This is a genomic window from Rhodoferax sp. GW821-FHT07F03 (assembly GCF_059418745.1).
In genome coordinates, this window is record NZ_JBWKQM010000002.1 from 159,812 (window position 1) to 177,239 (window position 17,428).

The window sequence follows — 17,428 nt, forward strand, 5'->3', positions numbered from 1 at the left end:
GCACCTGTGCCAGTAGCTCCTATATGTGTAGCAAATAAAAAAGCCCCGGCATGCCGGGGCTCTTGTCGCTATGGGTGTACAGCGCGGTCAGGTCACCATGCCCAGCACCCGTGGCAGCCACAGGGTGAGGCTAGGCCAGAAGGTCACCACCAGCAGGAAGGCGATCATGGTCTTGAGCCACGGCCATACGGCCACGGTCAGCTCACTGATACCCATCTTGGTAATGCCCGAGGCCACATACAGGTTCAAGCCCACGGGCGGGTGGCACAGGCCCACTTCCATATTGACGGCCATCAGAATACCGAAGTGCACCGGGTGGATGCCCATCTTGACGGCCACTGGGAACAGGATGGGCGCCATGATCAGCACGATCGCGGCGGGGTCCATGAAGTTGCCGGCGGCCAGCAGAATCACGTTCACTAGCAGCAGGAATGCCACCAGGCCAAAGCCCTGGGCGCTCATCCACGCGGCCATGGCCTGTGGAATTTGCTCGGACGTCATCAGGAACGAGAACAGCACCGCGTTGGTAATGATGTACAGCAGCATGGAACTCATGGCTGCGGCACTGCGCAACGACTTGGGTACGTCACTCAGCTTCAGGTCTTTGTAGACAAACACCGAGATGAAGAACGCATACACCGCTGCCATGGCGGCCGCCTCGGTGGGGGTGAACTTGCCGCTGTAGATGCCGCCAATCACCACCACGATCAGCAGCAGACCCCACATGCTGTCGCGGAAGGCCTTGTAGCGTTCCTTCCAGGTCGCCTTGGGCATGCGCGGGTAGTCCAGCTTCTTGGCGCGCCACCAGGTGGTGACACCCAGCAGAAATGACAGGCACAGGCCGGGCACGATACCGGCCAGGAACAACTGGCCCACCGAGGCCGAGCTGACGGCCTCGCCATTCGGGCCCACGCCGTTCATGCCGGCGGTAGCGATGGAGTAGATCACCAGGTTGATGGACGGCGGGAACAGGATGCCCAAGGCGCCCGAGGTGGCGATCACGCCGGCCCCGAATTGCTTGGGGTAACCCTGCTTGACCATCGCGGGCAGCATGATGGAGCCGACAGCAACCACGGTAGCCACGGACGAGCCGGAGATGGCGGCAAACAGTGCGCAGGCCAGCACGCCGGCCAGGCCCATGCCGCCGTACCAGTGGCCGATCATGGAGGTGCAGAAGTTGATCATCCGCTTGGCCACCCCCCCGTGCGTCAGGAAGTTGCCTGCCAGAATGAAGAACGGGATCGCCATGATCTCGAACTTCTCGATGCCGGTGAACAGCTTCAAGGCGACTGAGGCTACGGGCACATCGGTCAGCGTGAACAGAAAGGTCAGTACGGTTAGGCCCAGCGCGATCGAAATCGGCATGCCTGTGATCATCAAGAGGACCAGCAGAGAAAAAATGATGAGGGTATTCATGAACAGTCTCCGGCGGCTTATTGGGCTTCTTCGTCAACACCAGCCACGGTATGCGCCGCATGGGGCACCTCACCGGTCTGCCAGAACTGCCAGGCCACCTGCAGAAAGCGGAAGCACATCAGCGACGAGCCCAACGGCACGCAGGAATAGGCAATCCAGGTGGGAAGTTCCAGGTCGGGCGAGGTGGGGCCTTCGGGCACATCACCCAGGTCCAGGCCCAGCATGTGAAACAACGCGTAGTGAAAGCCGTTTTCCCACACAAAATTCGCACCCAGCGTGGCCACCACGCCGGTAAACAACGCACCTGCCAGCAGGCCGAACAGCACCAGCCACTTGGCCTTTTCGGGGGGAAGCTGGCGCACCAGCACGTCCACGCCCACATGGGTGCCGTTGCGCACGCCATAGGCCGCGCCAAACTTGGCCATCCACACGAACATGTAGATGCACAGCTCTTGCGCCCAGCTCACGTCGATGCGCACGGCGTAGTCCTGGATATAGGGCACGCCGCTCAAAAAGCGGTGCACCACCGCCATAAAAATCACCAGCGTCGCAGCCCCGATGAGGAAGGTGATAAGCCATTCCTCCAGGTGGTTGAGTATTCGGTTGAACATGGAATCTCCAAAGCGCGCCCTTGCCATGGCGAGCATGGCAAGGGCGCGCAGTTGTTATAGGAATTACTTGGGAGCGACGAAGCCTGCTGCCTTGTATGCGGCTTCAATCGTGGTCTTGCCCACGCGCGCTTCCATTTCCTTGTGCACGGGCATCAAGGCCTTTTTCCATTCGGTGATTTCAGCAGCGGTTGGGGTGTAGATGGTGGTCTTGCCGCTGGCCTTGATCTTGTCCAGAGCCTGCACGTTTTCGGTGGCGGCGATGGCGTTGGCGTAGGTGGTGGCATCCTTCACAGCGCCTTCCAGCGTGGTGCGGATGTCGGCTGGCAGGCCGTCCCAGAACTTCTTGTTCACGATCACCGCATAGGCCAGGTGGCCGTGGTTGGAGATGGTGATGTTCTTTTGCACTTCATAGATCTTCTGGGTGTAGAAGTTGGAAGGCACGCCTTCCGTTCCATCCACCACGCCGGATTGCAGCGCCTGGTACAGCTCGCTGAAAGCCATCACCTGGGGAATGGCGCCCAGTGCGCGCATCTGGGCGTCCAGCACCTTGGAGCTCTGGATGCGCATCTTCATGCCCTTGAAGTCGGCCACGGTATGCAGCGGCTTGTTGGCGCTCATGATGTGGAAGCCGTTGTCCCAGTACGCCAGGCCATGGATGCCCTTGGGTTCCAGCTTGCTGAACAGTTCAGCGCCCAGCGGGCCTTCGGTGATGCCACGGAAAGAAGCTTCGTCCTTGAACAGGAAAGGCAGGTCAAACACCTCGAATTCCTTGGCGCCCAAGGGGCCGAACTTGGCCAGCGAAGGCGCCAGCATCTGCACCGAACCGAGCTGCAGGGCTTCGAGTTCTTCCTTGTCCTTGTACAGCTGGCTGTTGGGGTACAGCTCAACCTTGACCTTGCCGTTGGTGCGTTGCTCGGCCAGTTCTTTGAAACGTTGAGCGCCCTTGCCCTTGGGGGTGTCGGGGGCCACCACGTGGCTGAATTTGATGACGATAGGGGCTTGTGCAAAAGCCACGGCGCCGGTGCACACAGTAGCGGCCGCGACGGCCAGTTGCACCAGGGTGCGGCGAGCAAAATTTGTCATGGGATGTCTCCGAATGGAAAGAGGATGGCGCGGAGTGTCTGCTGCGGCCTCGTGCCGGGCTAGTGTGGACTTCCACATTTATAGCGCCCAGCCCTTTAAATCCAAGGGTTTACCCTGAATTTCGACGCCGCAAAAGCACTTGTATTCTGCCGCCGGCGCTAGACTTCCAACATGCTGGCTAACCCCGACACCCATGCCCCGCGCAGCCACGACAGCGCGTTGCAAAGCCGCGTGCGCCGCTGGCTGTGGGCGCTGCCGCTGCTGGCCTCGTTGGCCTTCGTCGCCGGCGATCTGGCCTGGACCTGGCGGGCCGACCGCGACGACCAGGCCGAACGCCGTGCCACCATGATTGCCGATGCGCTGAGTACCGAGGCGCAGTTGCGCGCCCGCATGGACGTGGAGGCCACCTACCTGGAGGATCTGGCGAAACAATTGCCGCACTTGCCGCGCAACACCGCCGGGCTGGCCACCAACGCCGACGTGTCCAACGGCCTGCGCAGCCTGTGGCAAAGCGTGACCTGGCTGGACGCCAACAACCGCATCGTCGCCAATGTTCCCGAGCAGCAACCGATTAGTCACGGCGCGCTGCGCGAGCTGTTGGAAAGCCCCGGCATGTCGGCTCACCTGGTGCAGGCCGCGGGCGCGGACCGCCTCGTGGTGCGCTATTCGGCGGCTCTGCTGCTGCGCCGTGGCACACCGTGGTGGGTCTCGCGCAAATACGATGTGCAGCTGCTGGACACCTCCGACCAGACCATTGCCTCGGTGGATGAAGTGCCGTTGCACCTGGACCCGCAGGCCCATGAAAGCTACAAGGTGCAGGTCGGGCGCAACATGCCCGGCACCTACCTGGAGCTCACCCTGCGCGAGATACCCCGGCCGTTCTGGCGCACTCTGCCGGTGGTGCTGGTGGTGGGCTTCCTGGCACTGATGCTGGTGGCCACCGTGCTGCTGCGTCGCCAGGTGCGCCAGATCTCGCGTGCCGAGGGCGCCTGGCGCACCGAAGCCGCCTGGCGCCAGGCCATGGAAGACTCAGCCTTGGTGGGCCTGCGCGCACGCGATGCCGAGGGGCGCATCCTCTACGTCAACCGCACCCTCTGCGATATGGTGGGCTTGCCCGCGCACAAGCTGGTCGGCTTGACGCCGCCCATGCCTTACTGGCCGCCGGAGTCTATCGACGAAGTCATGCTGCGCAACCGCCGCAACCTGGCGGGCAATGCCCCTCGCGACGGCTACGAAGCCGTGTGGCGCCACCAGGACGGGCACATGTTGAACGTGATGGTGTTCGAGTCGCCGCTGATCGACGCCGATGGCACGCAGATCGGCTGGATGGGCTCCATCATCGACATCACCGCACGCAAGCACCTGGAAGAACGTGAGCGCCACCAGGCCGAGGCCATGGCCCACCAGGCCCGCCTGACCACACTGGGCGAGGTCGCCTCGGCCCTGGCGCACCAGTTGAACCAGCCGTTGACCGCCATCATCGGCTACAACGCCGGCCTGCAGCGCATGCTGCACCAGGAAGGCTATGCCAACCAGCCGGTGCTGAAGGCGCTGAGGAACCAGGGCGAACAGGCCGCCGAGGCGGGGCGCATCGTGCAGCGCATACGCGAGTTCCTGACCCGCCGTGCGCCCCAGCGCGAACCCAGTGACCTGGCCGCCGTGGCACGCCGCGCGGTGGAGCTGCTGCAGCGCGATCTGAAGCGCCAGCACATCGAGATCCAGTGGGCGCTGGCCAGTCATTTGCCACCGGTGTATGCCGACCCCATCCTGATCGAACAGGTGCTGATCAACCTGGTGCGTAATGCCGCTGACGCCTTGTCCGGCCATCGCTGCGAAGGCCAGATCCGCATCACCGCCGCGCCGGCGGGCGAGCGCTTTGTGCGCCTGGACGTGGAGGACGACGGCCCCGGACTGGACGGCCGCAGCATTGAGCAGCTGACTGCACCCTTTTACTCGACCAAGCTGGAAGGCATGGGCATGGGCCTGGCGATTTGCCGTTCGGTGATCGAGATCCACCACGGCAGCATGGACGCCGGCCCCAGCCTGCTGGGTGGTGCCCGCCTGTCCTTCACCCTGCCCCTGTTCGAGGCCCACGACGTCTACATCCAAGACGAGGAAACCAACGCATGACACTCCCCAACCACCCCGTCGCAGTGCACCTGGTGGACGACGAGGCGCCGGTGCGCGACGCGCTGGAGTTTTTGTTCAGCTCGCATGGCTTCAGCGTCTGCAGCTATGCCAACGGCCCGACCTTTTTGGCCGCGCTGGACGGCCCCACGCCGGTACGGGGCTGCATCCTGCTGGACGTGCGTATGGAGCCGTTGTCGGGGCTGCAGGTGTACGACGAGCTGGCGGCACGCGGCAACACCCTGCCGGTGATTTTTCTGACCGGCCACGGCGACATTCCCATGGCCGTGGATGCGCTGAAAAAAGGTGCTTTCGATTTTGTGGAAAAACCGTTTGGCGACGCCGCCCTGGTGGAGCGGGTGCGCGATGCACTGGCGGTGGAAGCTGCCCAGCAGCAGCGCCTGGCCGAGGGCGATGCGCGCGGCGCCAAGCTGGCTGGCCTGACACAGCGCGAACGCGAGGTCATGCACCGCGTGGCCGCCGGCAAGCTGAACAAGGTTATCGCCGATGAAATGCATATCTCGGTGCGCACGGTGGAGGTCTACCGCGCCCGCGTCTATGCCAAGCTGGCTGTGCGCTCCTCCGCTGAGCTGGCGACGCTGCTGGCCAAGGCCTGAGCATTCGCGGCGTCCACTTCAGCGGCGTGCGCTGGCCGACTGTTCTGCAGACCGGATGAAATTCACAATCCTCTCAACAAGTGCCTGGGCCAAAGGGAGCTGCGGCATGGAATAGGTTTGCAAATTGGCTGCCCTGTCCACGGGGGCCATTTTGAGGATGTGGTTCATGCCCTCTACCAGGTAAAGAGTGGCGTCTGGACGCGCGGCAGCAAGCCTATGCGCGTCTGCAACGCCCACCTGCAGGTCTGTGCTGCCTTGGACAACGAGCGCAGGGCAGCAGGTCTTGGCGAACTCGTTGGCTGGATCGAGCGTGAACCAGGACGCCAGGTAATTCATGATGCGGGGGCGGTAGAACTGTGCGAGCTCGGCGGGGACATTGGGGGTGGTATCTCCCTCGCACAGGCATGCCGCAATGTGTTGGGACGCCTCTTGCAGCGCAAGCGGCACACCCGCCGCCGCCAGTTGGCGCGCGATGATTTTGGGAGCCGCTTCGCCGGCACCCGCGACCAGGATGAGGCCCGCTACCTGAGCGCCTTGGGCGGCCATGGTCGCGACGAGGGCGCCTTCGCTGTGACCCAACAGAAAGACCGCGGATATGCGTTCGAGAGACGCCAGAACTGCACGCCAAGCCAGAGCGTCATCGACATAGCGGGTGAAGCGTAAATCTTGTTCCCGTGTTGCGTGCACCTGGCTGGAGCCAACGCCACGTTTATCGACCCGCAGCGAAGCGATGCCTTGCGCCGCCAGAGCATGCGCCAACAATTTCAGGCTGTCATTGGGCAGGCCCGGCAAGTTGCCATCCCGATTTACGGGGCCAGAGCCGGCCAACAGAAGAACTGCCGGTATTGCTGAAGCACCAAGGGGCAGCGTGAGGGTGCCACATAGGCCATCCGTGCTGATCTCGCTTTCGGTCCAGGTCGGTGCGAATTCAGGAGAAAGCATGGCGAGTCCCGGTACCCTGCCGGAGCAGCGTGGCGAGTGGATGGTTGGTGCTATTGAATTCGTAGCTGCTGGCGCAGGTATTTCCTGCGCCAGAGCCACTTTTTATTTAAATTTCTCAGCGGCGTACCACTGCATCGCCAGGCGCAAAGTCGGCCGCCTTCAGCGGGCTGCGGCTGGTGATATAGCCACGCAGCACGTCGGCGTCCACAAAGCCGCTGTCAACATAGTTCTTGTGGGCAATCAGCTTGGGGTAGCCGTCGCCGCCCACGGCCTGGAAGTTGTTGACGGCCATGCGGTAGGTTTTGGCGGGGTCCACGTTCGCACCCTGGATGCGTGCGCTGGTGACGACGCCACCGGTCATGACCAGCTCGATGCCGGCAAATTGCGGGAAGGCGCCGGAGCCGACGGACATTTTGGCGGTGGCGTTCAGGTAGTCCATGACCTCTGCACCGGTGAAATCCACCGTGGCGATGGTGTTGCCAAAGGGCTGGACCTTGAGCACGTCCTTGTAGGTCAAAGTACCAGCGGGCAGCGAGTCGCGTACGCCACCGGCATTCACCACGGCGAAGTCGGCCTTGGTTTTTTCCATCATCGACAGGCCAACCAGCACGCCCATGGCGGCGGGTTTGGCGCGGATCACGCTGCGGTCGCCTTCGATGCGGGCATCGCTGCTGCCGACTTCCATGCCTAGTTTTTCCTGGCCGATGTTTTGGTAGGGCGTGAGCATGGCCAGCATGGCCGGGTCTTCGGCGATTTCGCTGGTGTAGTAGGCCTTGGCGGTTTTGCCGTCGGCCAGCTTCACGGTCTTCTTGAGGTTGATGGGAATCAGCGCGTAGTGCACCAGCTTGAATTCACCGTTGCGGTATTCAAAGTCGGCGCGGCCCACGTACTTACCCCACTCGTGGGCCTGCACGATCCAGGTGCCGTTCTGGCGGTCCGGGGCGCAGGGCGTGCCGGGCACATAGGCTTCGTCGCGTACGTTTTCGGCCTTCATGCAGACCGGGTTTTGCGAGTGGCCGCCGACCACCAGGTCGATGCCCTTGACGGCGCGGGCCATCTCCACATCACCCTCGGCCTGGCTGCCATGTTGGCCGTCCACATAGTGGCCCATATGGGTGGCGGCGATGACCACGTCGGCCTTGGCACGCAGCTCGGGCACGACATTGCTGGCTTCTTTGATGACGCTACGGAACTCCACGCCCTTGACGTTGTCGGGGTGCACCATCTTGTAGGTGTCTTCGGTGGTCAGGCCCATCACGCCCACCCGCAAGCCACCTACGTTGAAAATCTTGTAGGGCGCGAACATGCGCTGGCCGTTGTCGTAGATATTCGCCGACAGCATGGGGAAGGTGGCCAGGTCGCGCTGCATTTTCAGTACGGCGCGGGGCTTGTCGAACTCGTGGTTGCCTACCGCCATGGCGTCAAATCGCAGCAGGTTCATGCCGCGGAAGTCGGGCACGGCGTCTTGCAGGTCGGACTCGGGCACACCGGTGTTGATGTCGCCACCGCTGAGCAGCAACACTTGGCCACCAGCCGCAGCCACCTCGGCACGCACCTGGTCGACTACGGTCTTCTGGGCCGACATACCGTACTCGCCATCACTGTTCTTCCAGAAACGGCCATGGTGGTCGTTGGTGTGCAGCACGGTTAGGTGGTAGGTCTTGTCCTTCTCCGGGCCCGCAGGGCCCATGGACGAGCAGCCGGCCAGAGCGGCAACGAGCAGGACAAGAGCGAAGCGGCGGGTAGGCATTTTCATAAAAACTCCAGGAGTGGAATTGCAAACGCAAGATCAAGAGGGAGGCCTAAGGAGGTCCGGGACTTATTCCAGAAACACCGCAGAACCGGCTCCGCCGGGCTGCAGGTGTTGCCCCCTGCAAGGGGGTTGGCGGAAACGCGCAGCGTGGAGCCTGGGGGTGTGCTACTTCTTCCCACGGAGTTCGTGCATGCGTTCGTCAAAGTACTTTTGAACGGTGTAGCGGTCCGACAACACGACTTCTCGGCGTGGGTGCAGGAACAGCGGCAGCGATACGCGCGACTTGAAGCGGCCCTCGCCCGTGGGGTTGAGCACGCGGTGCGTGGTGGACGGGTAGTAGTGACCGCTGGCTTCTTGCAGCATGTCGCCGATATTGACGATCAGCAGGCCGAAGTCACAGGGCACGTCGAACCAGGCGCCGTCCTTGCCCAGCACCTGCAGGCCGGGCTCGGTAGCAGCGGGCAGGATGGTCAGCAGGTTGATGTCGCCATGGGCTGCGGCGCGCACGCTGCCGGGCTCTTCGTCACCGCGCAACGGCGGATAGTGCAGCACGCGCAGCAGGGTTTGGTCGCAGCCCTCGATCATCTTCGGCAGCGGCTCGGTATAACGGGCACGCACCTCGGGTGGCGAGTTGTCTTCCACCCATTTCAGCAGCTCGGCGGCCAGGGCGCTGCCGGCTTTGTAGTAGCGCTGCGCTGCGTCCGACACCTCGGCCGGATAGCGGCCCCAGGGGTAGATATGGTAGAACTCCTTGAGGTCGCGCTTGTCGTTGCCCTTGGCGGTTTCCGACACCGCGGGCGAGAAGTAGCCGTCAAACCTGACCGGGTCTTGCGTGTACTTGTGTTTGGCTTCGGAGCCAAAAAACGCCAGCCATTCGGCGTAAATGCCTTCCACCAGATTTTGGTCCAGCGGATGGTTGGCCAGCACACCAAAGCCGGTGTTGTGCAGGCTTTGGCAAAAGTCTTGCGCCGCGGTGGCGCTGCGGTAATCGACAACCGGGAGCTGCATGACAGGTTCCTTCTCGGGAGGGGCGTTTTAGCGGGGTAGCCAGTCGGACATCAGCGTGTCTTCAAACACGGTGTTGCACGACTCGGCCTGCACCTGCATGCAGACCTGGGTGGCCGGTTTGTCGGCCCAGCCGGCTTGTGGGTGGAAGATGTCCTTGCGCTTCATCATGGTCTGGCCGTTGGCGATGCCTTCGGTGGCAACACGGATGGCGCCGCTTTCCAGGGTGAAGAACTCGGGGTTCACCAGGTAGATGAAGGCCAGCACATCGTGGCCGAAGCAGCCGTGGATCTTGGCCACATGCGGGTAGATGCCGCTGTAGAAGTCGGCATAGAAGCTCACCGCGTGGTGCAGTACATCGGTGGCAATGTGCTGGTGCTTGTCGGCAATCTTCTTGATCAGTGCCAGTGGCACGATCACGCGGTGGGTTACGTCCAGGCCGACCATGGTCAGCTTCCAGCCGGCGGTGAAGACGTGGTCGGCCGCGTGCGGGTCGTTCCATACATTGGCTTCGGCCACGGGGGAGACGTTGCCGGGCTCGGTCACCGTGCCGGCCATCAGGATGACTTCCTTGAGCAGCTTGGGCAACTGGGGTTCGAGCTTCAGTGCCAGGCTCAGATTGCCCAGCGGGCCTACGGCCACCAGTGTGATTTCACCGGGGTGGGCGCGGGCCATGTCCACGATGAACTGGGCTGACGAGCGTGGGTCCAGCTGGTTGGTGGTGGCGACGCGCGAGGCCAGGTTGCCCAGGCCGTCCGCACCGTGGATGAAGGCCGGTGGCGCCTCGCCGGGCTTGACCCAGGGCGTGGCTACACCTTTGGTCACGGGAATCGTCTTGCCCGCGATGGCCGTCAGATACAGGGCGTTGATGGCGGCCTGTTCCACGGTGACATTGCCGAAGGTGGTGGTGATGCCGACCACGTCGATGGCCGGGTGGGCCAGTGCGAAGTACAGGGCCATGGCGTCGTCCACGCCGGGGTCGGTATCAAAAATGACTTTGTGTTGGGTGCTCATGGTGTTCTTTCGTTCTTTGAATAGGGGGTGAAAAGGGCTTAGGCCGGGAAGCCGCAGAAGGCGCGCAGCGCAGCTTCTGCACCAGCCGGCGCGCCGCTGGCGACCAGGGCCTGCACCTCGGCGTGGCTGGGGATGCTGGACTGTGCGCCGGCCCGGGTGCAGGCCAGTGCGCCGGCAGCGCTGCCGTATTGCAGGGCCTGCGCCAAGGTATGGCCTTGCGACAGCGCGGCGGTCAGGGCGCCGCAAAAGCTGTCGCCGGCCGCAGTGGTGTCCACCGGCGTGACGGGGAAGGCCGCTTGCAGCGTGATGTCACCGTCCAGCCGGGCGCAGCAGCCGCGGTGGCCCAGGGTGACCACTACGCAGCGCACGTCCAGCCGCGCCAGGCATTCGGCCACGCTGCCTTCATGCTGGGCTACGCTGGCGAGTTCGCCTTCGTTGACCACCAGCACGTCCACGGCGGCCAGCAGGGCCGGGGGCAGCACTTGCGCGGGCGCGGCGTTCAGCACCACCTGCACGCCCTGGGCGCGCGCGGCTTGGGCGTAGGCGGTGACGGTGTCGAGTGGGGTTTCCAGCTGCAGCAGCAGGTGGCTGAAGCCTTGCAGCGGGGGCAGGTGTTCGGTTTGCAGGGCGAGGTTGGCGCCAGGGGCAACGGTGATGGCGTTTTCGGCGTCGTCGGACACGCAGATGAAGGCGGTGCCGGTGGGCTTTTCAGAGCGCACGATGTGTGGGACCACGGCGGCCTCGGCCAATGAGGTCTCCAGCGGCTGGGCAAAGGCGTCGTCACCCAGCGCCAGCAGCATATGCGTGGTGGCGCCGCCTGCCCGGGCGCAGGCGATGGCCTGGTTCGCGCCCTTGCCGCCGGGAAAGGTCTGGAACGCATGGCCCAGCACGGTTTCACCGGGGGCTGGGATGTGCGGTGCCCGCACGACAAAATCAAGATTGGCAGAGCCAGCGACAAAAATCATGGATGGTTCTAAACAGAGGTTGCGGCATGTGGGGAGGGTGGGCGCTGCATCAGGCAGGCGCCGCCCCGTGCGAGCAACATGCTACGCGAATTTACGTGCACCCAGGGGTGCCCTCACCCGGGTTTGCTGATAGCGGGTATACCGATTTCCGCACGGTGTGCATCAAATCGGCCGCAGCCGCAAATGAATCCAGCGCCGGCAGCTATGTTTTGTATAGCGAGGCGTTGGGCGGTCGTGGTGGTGTTAGCCGCCGGAGTCCAGCGTGAAGGTGGCGTGTTTGTCCTGGCCCAGGTGTTCCACCATTTGCTCCAGCGCGGGCTTGAGACCGACCTTCAGGGTGTGGGGCGGGTTGATCAGGAACATGCCGCTGGCGGGCAGGCCAGGGCGCTTGACTTCACCGGTGGCATCGGTGGTGAGCTTGCTGAACTTGACGGTCAGCGTGGCGTGCAGCCAGCTCTTGCCGGCCTTGGTGGCCAGGGTTTTGAGTTTGCGGGGCAGGTCGTGTGCCTCGGGCCGCGGGATGATGGGGTACCAGACGGCATAGGTGCCGGTGGCAAACAGCTTCAGGCAGTTGGCCACCATGGTCGACACCAGCGCGTAGTCGCTCTTGATTTCATAGCTGGGATCGCACAGCAGGAAAGCGCGGCGGCTGGGTGGGGGCAGGAATTTGCGGATACCTTCAAAGCCGTCTTCGCGGAACACGGCGACCTGGCGGCCGGCTTCCAGCTGGGCGATGTTGGCCGACAGGGTTTTGCTGTCTGTGGGGTGCAGCTCAAATAGCTTCAGCCGATCGTGGTCACGTAACAGTTGTTGCATGATGAACGGAGAGCCGGGGTAGACCTTTTTGGCGCCGCTTTTGTTGAAGCTGGCCACCATGTCCAGGTAGTCCTGCAGCAGGGGGGCGGGCTGCCATGGTGCTTCGCCGGGGGCGGGGGGCGCCAGCAGCTTGAGAATGCCGTCTGCCGCCTCACCGCTGGTTTCGGCGTAGTCGCCGTCGAGCCGGTATAGGCCGGCACCCGCATGGGTGTCCAGCACGGCCAAGGCCGGGTCTTTTTCGGTCAAATATTTAAGGGCGGCAATCAACACCGTGTGCTTGAGCACGTCGGCGTGGTTGCCCGCATGGAAGGCGTGGCGGTAACTAAACATGCCCCAATGGTAACGAGGCGGGCGCCTGCCGTGTGGTGTCGGCCACTAAACTATGGTCCCCCGACCGCCATATGTCCGATTTAGCCTACCCGCCAGTTCTCCACAAAGTGCACCACACCGATGCGCTGGCTAACGGTACGCGCCTGGGGGAGTTCGAGCTGGTCCGGTTGCTGGGCGTGGGCGGCTTTGGCATGGTCTACCAGGCCTACGACCATTCACTGCAGCGCTCGGTGGCGATCAAGGAATACATCCCCACGGCGCTGGCTGGGCGTACAGGTGGGCCGTCGGTGGTGATTCGGTCTTCGCTGGACGGCAACAGCTACCAGGCGGGTTTGCAGTCTTTTGTGGCCGAAGCCCGGCTGTTGGCGCAGTTTGACCACCCGTCCCTGGTCAAGGTGCTGCGTTTCTGGGAGGCGAACAACACCGCCTATATGGTGATGCCGCTGTACCACGGCCTGACGCTCAAGCAGGCGCGTAGCCAGATGCGCCGCCCGCCGTCCGAGGCCTGGTTGCGCCAGGTGCTGTGGTCGGTGCTGGAAGCGCTGAAGCTGTTGCATGCGCACCAGACCCTGCACCGCGACGTGTCGCCCGACAATATTTTTCTGCAGGATGTGGGTCCACCGGTCTTGCTGGACCTGGGCGCGGCCCGGCGCGCCATTGGCGACCTGAGCCGCAAGCACACGGCGGTGCTGAAGGTGAATTACGCGCCCATTGAGCAATACGCTGATGCACGCGACATGGTGCAGGGCGCCTGGAGCGACCTGTATTCACTGGCTGCAGTAGTGCACGGCTATTTGGCCAACGATTTGCCCCTGCCTGCTACCTTCCGCGTGTTGCGTGACCGCATGCCCAGCATGCGCGAACTGGCGCAATCGGCACACAGCCTGTACGGCTGTAATTACTCGCCGGCGTTCGTTGATACGCTGGACCGCAGTCTGGCCATACGCCCCGAGGACCGACCCCAGTCGGTGGAAGCTTTCTCCGAAGCGCTGGATTTGCAGGTGCCGTCCGATATGGCCCGCTTTGACTGGCGGGCTGCCATGGGTGAGGGCTGGCAGCTGTCTCGTGACGAGCAGGCGGCGCGCGCCAAGCCCCAGCCCGCTGATCTGGCCGAGCAACCCACCCAATTTGTCTACCGTCCTGCGGCGCCTGTGGTGGTGGATCTTGCCGCCGTCGCGCCTGTGCTGTTGGCTGGAAAGGAGCAGCGGACGACGCTGTGGCGTAAGACCGTGGGGTGGGGTGGGGCTGTCGTGTTGGCGGTCGGAGCGGCTGCGGGTGTGTACTGGAGCGGGTTTTTGCCCGCTGCCCAGACTCCTGCCGTGGCGGCCATGCCTGCGGTCGCACTGAGTGCCAAACCGGCTGTTGTGACCGAGCCCGCGGCTGCTGTGGCGGCGCAGGCGGCATCCCAGGATCAAGCAGCCTCCAGTCCGAAGTCTGTGGCGAGCGCGGCCCAAGCCACGAGGCCAGTTGTGCGCAAGCCGCGTGTAGCCGCCCCCCCTGCAAGCGGCGCCTCGGCTGCTGCAACTGCACCGCAGACGCGGCCTCGGGAGGCGCGGATTTCGACCACGATCGTGGAGCTGTGCCCGGAAAGCAACTTCATTGCCCGTCCCATGTGCCTGTACCGCGAGTGCCAGAAGCCGGAATTTGCCGAGTTGCCGGTGTGCGTGGAGAACACGCAACGGCTGAATCGCAACCAGCGAAAACACTCTTAAACAACCAGTTTGACGGCCGGGCCTGCAACTTTGTATAATCCAAGGCTGCCCAGCGGTTTGCTAGCCCCGCGGTGCAGTTTAAAAACCACCTAAGAGATCTCCACCAGAGAGACGCCGACCGTGGAAAAGGGCTGCTAGGACGCCAACCCCTCAGGTTGGCCAAACCATTCTTTTAAAGAGAAAACTCATGACCAAGACCTTCAGCGCGAAACCCGCTGACGTGGTGCACGAGTGGTTTGTGATTGACGCGACCGATAAGGTCCTCGGACGAGTAGCCAGCGAAGTTGCTCTCCGTTTGCGCGGCAAACACAAGGCCATTTACACGCCTCACGTCGATACCGGTGACTTCATCGTCATCATCAACGCAGCCCAGCTGCGCGTGACCGGTGCCAAATCGAACGACAAGATTTACTACAGCCACTCCGGCTACCCAGGTGGCATTTCTGCCATCTCGTTCCGCGACATGCAAGCCAAGCACCCAGGCCGCGCTTTGGAAAAAGCCGTCAAGGGCATGCTGCCTAAGGGCCCGCTCGGCTACGCCATGATCAAGAAGCTCAAGGTGTACGGTGGTGCTGAGCATCCACACACCGCCCAACAGCCTAAAGTGCTGGACATCTAAGGAGTATCCAGATGATTGGTGATTGGAACAATGGCACCGGCCGTCGCAAATCCAGCGTCGCCCGTGTGTTTATCAAGAAGGGCTCCGGCCAAATCAAGGTCAACGGTAAAGACATCACCGAGTTCTTCGGTCGTGCTACCTCGATCATGATCTGCAAGCAGCCTCTGGTGCTGACCAACCACGCCGAAACTTTCGACGTGATGGTCAACGTGCACGGTGGTGGTGAATCCGGCCAAGCCGGCGCAACCCGCCACGGCATTACCCGCGCCCTGATCGACTACGACGCAACGCTCAAGCCTGAGCTGAGTAAAGCCGGCTTCGTGACGCGTGATGCGCGTGAAGTCGAACGTAAGAAGGTCGGTCTGCACTCTGCACGCCGCCGCAAGCAGTTCTCGAAGCGTTAAGCTTTTCGCTCTGTGCGACGCAAAAACCGCCAAGCCTTCGGGCTTTGGCGGTTTTTGTTTTTGAAAAGACCGCACTGCTGATACCGGCAAATTGTTTGCCCCGCAACTTAAGTCGGGAATTGCAGTAGCATTACCTAGATTCTTTACGGAGTACCCCATGAGCGCCCTAGCCGAAAACATCCAGACCGAAATGCCCACCCCCATCGTCTTCACCGACAGCGCTGCCGCCAAAGTGGCCGACCTGATCGCCGAAGAGGGCAATCCGGATCTCAAGCTGCGGGTGTTCGTGCAGGGTGGCGGCTGCTCCGGCTTCCAATACGGCTTCACTTTTGACGAGATCACCAACGAAGACGACACCACCATGACCAAGAACGGTGTGTCTCTGCTGATCGACGCCATGAGCTACCAGTACCTGCTGGGCGCAGAGATCGACTACAAGGAAGACCTGCAAGGCGCCCAGTTCGTCATCAAGAACCCTAACGCTACCAGCACCTGCGGCTGCGGCTCCAGCTTCTCGGCCTGATTGGCCACCCCGTCTTGAAAAGGCCGCCTGTAGGCGGCTTTTTCTTTGCTACAACCGGTTTGGACAAGGAGCGGTTACCGCATGCAAGATGAAGCGACGCGCCAGCGTTTGCTCTGGCTGGTGGCTATTGGGTTTTTCATGCAGACCCTGGACGCCACCATCGTCAATACTGCCTTACCGGCCATGGCCGCCAGTCTGGGCGAAAGCCCTTTGCGCATGCAGTCGGTGGTGGTGGCCTATTCACTGACCATGGCCATGCTGATCCCGGCCTCGGGCTGGATGGCCGACCGCTTCGGCACACGTCGCCTGTTTGTTGCAGCGATTGCTCTTTTCACACTGGGCTCCTTGTTTTGCGCGATGTCGCACAGCGTGACGCAATTGGTGGCCTCCCGTGTGTTGCAAGGGGTTGGCGGGGCTTTATTGCTGCCTGTGGGGCGCTTGGCGGTGCTGCGGGCGTTTCCACGCGAGCAGTTTTTGAAAGCCATGAGCTTTGTTGCGCTGCCGGGCTTGATTGGCCCGCTGATCGGCCCGACTCTGGGCGGCTGGCTGGTGGAGTACACCACCTGGCACTGGATCTTTCTGATCAATCTGCCGGTAGGTGTGCTGGGGGGCATGGCCACCCTGGCCTGGATGCCCGAGGGCCTGCGCGTGGAATACAAGCGATTTGACCTGAGCGGCTATGCACTGCTCTCGTTTGGCATGGTGGCTCTATCCTTGGCGCTGGATGGCCTGTCCGAGCTGGGTCTACGCCAGGCCACCGTGCTGGTGTTGCTGATGTTCGGCCTGGCCAGCCTGGTGGCCTATTGGCTGCACGCGGTGCGGGAACCCGAGCCCTTGTTTTCACCCAGGTTGTTCGCCATTCCTTCGCTGGCCATTGGTCTGCTGGGCAATCTGTTTGCGCGCATAGGCAGCAGCTGCATGCCGTTTTTGATCCCGTTGCTGCTCCAGGTCAGCATGGGCTACAGCCCGGCACAGGCCGGCATGATGATGCTGCCGGTGGCGGCAGCCGGCATGGTGACCAAGACCTTGGCCACGCGTTTGATCACCTGGCTGGGCTACCGCAAGGTACTGGTACTGAATACCGCGCTGGTAGGGCTGACCATGGCCAGCTTTGCTTTTGTAACACCGGAGCAGCCGCTGTGGCTGCGCCTGGTGCAGCTGGCTTTCTTTGGGGCGGTCAACTCCATGCAGTTCACGGCCATGAATACGGTGACTTTGAAGGACCTGGATGGTCCGTTGGCCAGCAGCGGTAACAGCCTGCTGTCCATGGTGCAGATGCTGGCCATGGGCATGGGGGTGGCAGCCGCAGGGGCGGTGCTGGCGGGTTACACCGGCTATTTCCAGGCTGTGGGTGCTACGCAGACCTTGCAGGCTTTCCACGCTACGTTTGCAACCATGGGGCTGATGACCTTGGCCTCGGCTTGGATCTTCTGGCAGCTGGCGCCCGACGAGAAGGTGGCGGCCCCAGCAGGTGCAGCCGACCTGGAGTAG

At 62.7% G+C, this 17,428-nt stretch carries 16 protein-coding genes; 7 read left to right on the forward strand and 9 right to left on the reverse strand.

Going from position 1 to position 17,428, the window contains the following annotated elements:
- Nucleotides 1-87: 87 nt before the first annotated feature.
- The 3 genes from AC07R0_RS03345 to AC07R0_RS03355 form a co-directional block, all read right to left on the reverse strand.
- Nucleotides 88-1,416 (reverse strand): TRAP transporter large permease, encoded by a 1,329-nt coding sequence (locus AC07R0_RS03345; protein WP_495096975.1) that lies wholly within the window; start codon nt 1,414-1,416, stop codon nt 88-90.
- A gap of 17 nt (nt 1,417-1,433) precedes the next feature.
- Complete coding sequence (locus AC07R0_RS03350) at nt 1,434-2,027, reverse strand: TRAP transporter small permease (protein WP_495103795.1); 594 nt, start codon at nt 2,025-2,027, stop codon at nt 1,434-1,436.
- Between the two features lie 63 nt (nt 2,028-2,090).
- Nucleotides 2,091-3,110 carry a TRAP transporter substrate-binding protein gene (locus AC07R0_RS03355; protein ID WP_495096976.1) on the reverse strand — a complete coding sequence of 340 codons (1,020 nt, stop codon included), beginning with the start codon at nt 3,108-3,110 and terminating at the stop codon, nt 2,091-2,093.
- A 171-nt stretch (nt 3,111-3,281) separates the two neighbouring features.
- On the opposite strand from AC07R0_RS03355, the gene AC07R0_RS03360 reads away from it, so the two are divergent.
- Together AC07R0_RS03360 and AC07R0_RS03365 are read left to right on the forward strand one after the other, a co-directional pair.
- The gene (locus AC07R0_RS03360; RefSeq protein ID WP_495103796.1) at nt 3,282-5,240 is read left to right on the forward strand and encodes a sensor histidine kinase; all 1,959 of its coding nucleotides are present in this window, start codon (nt 3,282-3,284) and stop codon (nt 5,238-5,240) included.
- On the forward strand, nt 5,237-5,854 hold the full coding sequence (locus tag AC07R0_RS03365; RefSeq protein ID WP_495103797.1) for a response regulator transcription factor: 618 nt from the start codon (nt 5,237-5,239) through the stop codon (nt 5,852-5,854). The genes AC07R0_RS03360 and AC07R0_RS03365 overlap by 4 nt, the downstream gene beginning before the upstream one ends.
- Nucleotides 5,855-5,872: 18 nt before the next feature.
- Here AC07R0_RS03365 and AC07R0_RS03370 read toward each other — a convergent pair whose 3' ends face one another.
- The 6 genes from AC07R0_RS03370 to AC07R0_RS03395 form a co-directional block, all read right to left on the reverse strand.
- The gene (locus AC07R0_RS03370; protein ID WP_495103798.1) at nt 5,873-6,796 is read right to left on the reverse strand and encodes an alpha/beta hydrolase; all 924 of its coding nucleotides are present in this window, start codon (nt 6,794-6,796) and stop codon (nt 5,873-5,875) included.
- Between the two features lie 115 nt (nt 6,797-6,911).
- Nucleotides 6,912-8,552, reverse strand: a complete 1,641-nt coding sequence (gene ushA, locus AC07R0_RS03375; protein WP_495103799.1) for a bifunctional UDP-sugar hydrolase/5'-nucleotidase UshA — start codon at nt 8,550-8,552, stop codon at nt 6,912-6,914.
- 162 nt (nt 8,553-8,714) lie between these two features.
- A complete protein-coding gene (locus tag AC07R0_RS03380; RefSeq protein WP_495103800.1) occupies nt 8,715-9,557 on the reverse strand; it encodes a 2OG-Fe(II) oxygenase family protein in 843 nt (280 codons plus the stop codon).
- A 27-nt stretch (nt 9,558-9,584) separates the two neighbouring features.
- Nucleotides 9,585-10,568: a nucleoside hydrolase gene (locus AC07R0_RS03385; RefSeq protein WP_495103801.1), complete on the reverse strand. Its 984-nt coding sequence runs from the start codon at nt 10,566-10,568 to the stop codon at nt 9,585-9,587.
- Between the two features lie 38 nt (nt 10,569-10,606).
- Nucleotides 10,607-11,533, reverse strand: coding sequence for a ribokinase (locus AC07R0_RS03390; protein ID WP_495103802.1), 927 nt, complete (start codon nt 11,531-11,533; stop codon nt 10,607-10,609).
- 243 nt (nt 11,534-11,776) lie between these two features.
- Nucleotides 11,777-12,679 carry a 23S rRNA (adenine(2030)-N(6))-methyltransferase RlmJ gene (locus AC07R0_RS03395; protein ID WP_495103803.1) on the reverse strand — a complete coding sequence of 301 codons (903 nt, stop codon included), beginning with the start codon at nt 12,677-12,679 and terminating at the stop codon, nt 11,777-11,779.
- 71 nt (nt 12,680-12,750) lie between these two features.
- On the opposite strand from AC07R0_RS03395, the gene AC07R0_RS03400 reads away from it, so the two are divergent.
- The 5 genes from AC07R0_RS03400 to mdtD all read left to right on the forward strand — a co-directional run bounded on the left by AC07R0_RS03400 (nt 12,751) and on the right by mdtD (nt 17,428).
- The gene (locus AC07R0_RS03400) at nt 12,751-14,391 is read left to right on the forward strand and encodes a serine/threonine protein kinase (RefSeq protein ID WP_495103804.1); all 1,641 of its coding nucleotides are present in this window, start codon (nt 12,751-12,753) and stop codon (nt 14,389-14,391) included.
- Nucleotides 14,392-14,578: 187 nt separating this feature from the next.
- Nucleotides 14,579-15,010 carry a 50S ribosomal protein L13 gene (gene rplM / locus AC07R0_RS03405; protein WP_490590971.1) on the forward strand — a complete coding sequence of 144 codons (432 nt, stop codon included), beginning with the start codon at nt 14,579-14,581 and terminating at the stop codon, nt 15,008-15,010.
- A gap of 11 nt (nt 15,011-15,021) precedes the next feature.
- A complete protein-coding gene (gene rpsI / locus AC07R0_RS03410) occupies nt 15,022-15,414 on the forward strand; it encodes a 30S ribosomal protein S9 (protein WP_490590970.1) in 393 nt (130 codons plus the stop codon).
- 157 nt (nt 15,415-15,571) lie between these two features.
- Complete coding sequence (gene erpA, locus AC07R0_RS03415; RefSeq protein WP_092758362.1) at nt 15,572-15,937, forward strand: iron-sulfur cluster insertion protein ErpA; 366 nt, start codon at nt 15,572-15,574, stop codon at nt 15,935-15,937.
- An 81-nt stretch (nt 15,938-16,018) separates the two neighbouring features.
- Nucleotides 16,019-17,428 (forward strand): multidrug transporter subunit MdtD, encoded by a 1,410-nt coding sequence (mdtD, locus tag AC07R0_RS03420; RefSeq protein ID WP_495103805.1) that lies wholly within the window; start codon nt 16,019-16,021, stop codon nt 17,426-17,428.

What these genes read in the sequence shown, in the direction of transcription:
- AC07R0_RS03400 (WP_495103804.1), top strand. Translation starts at nt 12,751, where the DNA reads ATGTCCGATTTAGCCTACCCGCCAGTTCTCCACAAAGTGCACCACACC.
- AC07R0_RS03395 (WP_495103803.1), bottom strand. Translation starts at nt 12,679, where the DNA reads ATGTTTAGTTACCGCCACGCCTTCCATGCGGGCAACCACGCCGACGTG.
- AC07R0_RS03355 (WP_495096976.1), bottom strand. Translation starts at nt 3,110, where the DNA reads ATGACAAATTTTGCTCGCCGCACCCTGGTGCAACTGGCCGTCGCGGCC.
- AC07R0_RS03365 (WP_495103797.1), top strand. Translation starts at nt 5,237, where the DNA reads ATGACACTCCCCAACCACCCCGTCGCAGTGCACCTGGTGGACGACGAG.
- AC07R0_RS03350 (WP_495103795.1), bottom strand. Translation starts at nt 2,027, where the DNA reads ATGTTCAACCGAATACTCAACCACCTGGAGGAATGGCTTATCACCTTC.
- erpA (WP_092758362.1), top strand. Translation starts at nt 15,572, where the DNA reads ATGAGCGCCCTAGCCGAAAACATCCAGACCGAAATGCCCACCCCCATC.
- mdtD (WP_495103805.1), top strand. Translation starts at nt 16,019, where the DNA reads ATGCAAGATGAAGCGACGCGCCAGCGTTTGCTCTGGCTGGTGGCTATT.
- AC07R0_RS03345 (WP_495096975.1), bottom strand. Translation starts at nt 1,416, where the DNA reads ATGAATACCCTCATCATTTTTTCTCTGCTGGTCCTCTTGATGATCACA.
- AC07R0_RS03385 (WP_495103801.1), bottom strand. Translation starts at nt 10,568, where the DNA reads ATGAGCACCCAACACAAAGTCATTTTTGATACCGACCCCGGCGTGGAC.
- AC07R0_RS03360 (WP_495103796.1), top strand. Translation starts at nt 3,282, where the DNA reads ATGCTGGCTAACCCCGACACCCATGCCCCGCGCAGCCACGACAGCGCG.
- AC07R0_RS03370 (WP_495103798.1), bottom strand. Translation starts at nt 6,796, where the DNA reads ATGCTTTCTCCTGAATTCGCACCGACCTGGACCGAAAGCGAGATCAGC.
- AC07R0_RS03380 (WP_495103800.1), bottom strand. Translation starts at nt 9,557, where the DNA reads ATGCAGCTCCCGGTTGTCGATTACCGCAGCGCCACCGCGGCGCAAGAC.
- rpsI (WP_490590970.1), top strand. Translation starts at nt 15,022, where the DNA reads ATGATTGGTGATTGGAACAATGGCACCGGCCGTCGCAAATCCAGCGTC.
- ushA (WP_495103799.1), bottom strand. Translation starts at nt 8,552, where the DNA reads ATGAAAATGCCTACCCGCCGCTTCGCTCTTGTCCTGCTCGTTGCCGCT.
- AC07R0_RS03390 (WP_495103802.1), bottom strand. Translation starts at nt 11,533, where the DNA reads ATGATTTTTGTCGCTGGCTCTGCCAATCTTGATTTTGTCGTGCGGGCA.
- rplM (WP_490590971.1), top strand. Translation starts at nt 14,579, where the DNA reads ATGACCAAGACCTTCAGCGCGAAACCCGCTGACGTGGTGCACGAGTGG.